This window comes from Microbacterium sp., from assembly GCF_032084865.1.
In the GTDB taxonomy this organism is placed as follows: Bacteria; Actinomycetota; Actinomycetes; order Actinomycetales; family Microbacteriaceae; genus Microbacterium.
Map to the genome: position 1 here is coordinate 1 of NZ_DAMDLU010000216.1, position 3026 is coordinate 3026.

At 67.9% G+C, this 3026-nt stretch carries 4 protein-coding genes, 1 tRNA gene and 1 pseudogene; 3 read left to right on the forward strand and 3 right to left on the reverse strand.

The window, feature by feature from the left end; genetic code table 11:
* On the reverse strand, window positions 1–444 hold a 444-nt coding region (locus RT309_RS14560; protein ID WP_313358187.1), incomplete at its 3' end, for a serine hydrolase.
* Window positions 445–564: 120 nt separating this feature from the next.
* On the opposite strand from RT309_RS14560, the gene RT309_RS14565 reads away from it, so the two are divergent.
* Window positions 565–1035, forward strand: coding sequence for a hypothetical protein (locus tag RT309_RS14565; RefSeq protein WP_313358189.1), 471 nt, complete (start codon window positions 565–567; stop codon window positions 1033–1035).
* A gap of 13 nt (window positions 1036–1048) precedes the next feature.
* On the opposite strand, the gene RT309_RS14570 is transcribed toward RT309_RS14565, so the two are convergent.
* Both RT309_RS14570 and RT309_RS14575 read right to left on the reverse strand, forming a co-directional pair.
* Window positions 1049–1121: transfer RNA gene (locus tag RT309_RS14570), tRNA-Lys, on the reverse strand.
* 157 nt (window positions 1122–1278) lie between these two features.
* Complete coding sequence (locus RT309_RS14575) at window positions 1279–1941, reverse strand: fasciclin domain-containing protein (protein WP_313358191.1); 663 nt, start codon at window positions 1939–1941, stop codon at window positions 1279–1281.
* A 195-nt stretch (window positions 1942–2136) separates the two neighbouring features.
* On the opposite strand from RT309_RS14575, the gene sigK reads away from it, so the two are divergent.
* Together sigK and RT309_RS14585 are read left to right on the forward strand one after the other, a co-directional pair.
* Window positions 2137–2727 carry an ECF RNA polymerase sigma factor SigK gene (gene sigK, locus RT309_RS14580; RefSeq protein WP_313358193.1) on the forward strand — a complete coding sequence of 197 codons (591 nt, stop codon included), beginning with the start codon at window positions 2137–2139 and terminating at the stop codon, window positions 2725–2727.
* Window positions 2724–3026, forward strand: a pseudogene (locus RT309_RS14585) (anti-sigma factor); the annotation flags it as partial. The gene sigK and the pseudogene RT309_RS14585, both read left to right, overlap by 4 nt.

A 3026-nucleotide genomic window follows, 5' to 3' on the forward strand; every position in this document is an offset into this window, starting at 1 on the left:
GTGTTCGTACCCGGTCAGCTTCGTCGACGCCATGCCCAGAGGTACGAACACGGCCTCGTCGATGTAGGTGGCGAAGGGGATCTCGGCGCGATCCTCGAGCGTCTGCGCGAGCACGTCGAAGCCGCGGTTGGAGTAGATCCGGCGGGTGCCGGGCTCGGCGCGCACCTTGTCTTCCGAGAAGTCGAGGCCAGAGGTGTGGGCGAGCAGGTGCCGCACGGTCGAACCGGGAGGGCCGGCCGGGTCGTCGAGGTCGAAGACGCCCTCCTCGACGGCGACGAGCGCCGCGTACGCGGTGAGGGGCTTGGTGACGGATGCCAGGCGGTAGACCCGATCGAGCTCGCCGCGCACCGCGAGGACGGAGCCATCCGCGCCGACGACCACGGCCGCGGCGTTGTCGACCGGCCAGCCGTCGATCAGATTCAGGGCATCGTCGATGGCGGTCATGCGTCCTCCCGGATGTGGTGCACTGCGCGTCCCTCGCATGGAGAGCGCGATGGCATCCTCCCACACCGGCTCCGTTCGCCGCCGGTGTGCGCATGCGATGATCTGCATATGAACGCGCGAGTGTCAGCCACGGCCGCGAAGCTCGCCGGCGTCGCCCTCATCCTCTTCCCCCTTCTCGCGCTGGCGGCGAAACTCGTCTATCCCGGGTGGATGCTGGTGCTGGCGATCTGGAGCAGCTGGATGCTGCTGCCCGGCTACATCGTGCAGATCGTGGTGGCCGCGAACGGCCTGTTTCGCCGGAACGGCGTGCTGCGCAGGGCGGCCGGTGGGTGGCGAGCGATCACCGCCGCGTGGGTCACCTCGATCGGCATCCTCGGCGTCGGCTTCTTCCTCATCGACGGCGGCGACGACGGCCGTGCCGAGTCGGCGATGACGGTCGTGTTCGGTCTGACCGGGTCGGTCCAGGCGGGCGACTTGTCGATGATCCTCGCCCTGATCTCGGGCTTCCTCTGGCTCACGGGCTGGGTCTGGCTCGTCGTCGAGTGGATCATCCAGCTGGTGCTCGCTCGTCAGGCGCGCACGCTCGCCTGACCGCGTGATTCGGTGGGCCCCGTGGGGCTCGAACCCACGACCCGCGGATTAAAAGTCCGATGCTCTGCCAACTGAGCTAGAGGCCCGTACCTCAAGTCTAGAGGCGGTCGGAGCGAGGTCCTGACCGCCTGGTGCGCGCGCGAAGAGGCGCCCGTCGATTCCTCGTCGACGGGCGCCTCTGATCAGCCTGCGGATCCCCACCGGGCTGATCTCACCGCGTCACTCCTGCACGGTGTCCTGGGGTCACTGAGCCGGCGGCATCAGGACCGAGTCGATGAGGTAGACGGTGGCGTTGGCGGTCTGCACGCCACCGCAGATGACGTTCGCGTCGTTCACCATCCACTCGTCGCCCGAGCCGGTGACCTCGAGCTCGGCGCCCTGCACGGTCTTGTGCATGCCCTCGATGTCAGCCGGCGCGATCTGGCCGGGCACGACGTGGTAGGTCAGGATCGACGTGAGCGTGTCCGCGTCGGTCTTCAGGCTCTCGATCGTTGCTGCGTCGATCTTGGCGAAGGCGTCGTCGACCGGCGCGAAGACGGTGAACTCGTCGCCGTTGAGCGTGTCGACGAGGTTCACGTCGGGGTTCAGCTGGCCGCTGACGGCAGAGACGAGCGTCGTGAGCAGCGGGTTGTTCGATGCGGCCGTGGCGACAGGGTCCTGCGACATGCCCTCGACCGAGCCCGCGCCGTCCGGCACCTGCTCGGCGTACGCCTCGCAGCCGGGGCCGACGAGATTGGCGGCCGGGTCCATGGTCTCGGGAGCGTCGGACATCTCGGACGTCTCGGCCGGCTTCGGCTCCGACGACTCCATGTTCGACTCGCCTCCCATCGTGCAGCCCGACAGGACGAGGGCGCCGACGAAACCGAGCGAGAGAGCGGCGGTGATCTTCTTCTTGGTGCTGAGCATTTCAACCTCCGGAGTTCGGTGCCGCGGACCTCCCGCGGCGTCGACGGTTGTTCGGAACCCCCTCGAGATCGGATGGGAATCAATCCGAAACGATTTGCCGGCCCGAAGAACACGAGACACAACGGCCCGAAGAACACGTGACAAAACGCGGGTCACATTCACGCGCGAGAGGAGGGATGGGGCATGCTTGTCGAGATGGTTATCGATGGCGTCGACGTGCGCGAGGACGGGTCGTCCGGCGATCTCGCCGCCGACCTCCTCATCCGCGTCGCCGACGGCGATCAGCGCGCCTTCGCCGAGCTCTACGATCTGCTGTCCTCGCGCGTGTTCGCTCTCATCCTCAAGGTCGTCGTGAACCGCTCGCAGAGCGAGGAAGTGCTGCAGGAGGTCTTCCTCGAGATCTGGCAATCCGCTTCGAAGTTCGCTCCGAACAGAGGTCAGGGACGCTCCTGGATCTTCACGATCGCACACCGCCGGGCCGTCGACCGGGTGCGCTCGTCGCAGTCCAGCACCGATCGCGACATGCGCGTCGGCGTTCGCGACCTCGGCGGTGAACGGGACGTGGTGCAGGAGGCGGTCGAATCGAAACTGGAAGGCGAGCGCGTGGTCACCGCTCTCGCTGCCCTGCCGGAGGCCCAGCAGGAAGCGCTCATCCTGAGTTACTACGGCGGCTACAGCCAGAGCGAGATCGCCGCACTGACCGGGGTGGCGCTGGGAACGATCAAGACGAGAATGCGGGACGGACTGACGCGGTTGCGTGGAGAGATGGGGGTGTCAGCAGCATGAACGAGCGGGAATTCGCGGAGCTTGCAGCCGCACACGCCCTCGGCGCCCTGCCGGATGCCGACGAGCGGCGATTCGCCGAGGCACGCGCCGAGCATCCCGAGTGGCAGGCCATCGCCGACGACGACCACGACACCGTGGCGATCCTCGCCGACGGACTGACTCCGGTCGCGCCGCCGCCGGCGCTGCGCTCGGCGCTGCTGCAGCAGATCGCCACACTGCCGCAGGGCGGGTCGGGTCCGGCCCTTCCGGATGCTGCTGCCGGTGCAGACGCGGAAACCCGGGCGACCAGCGCGCCGGCC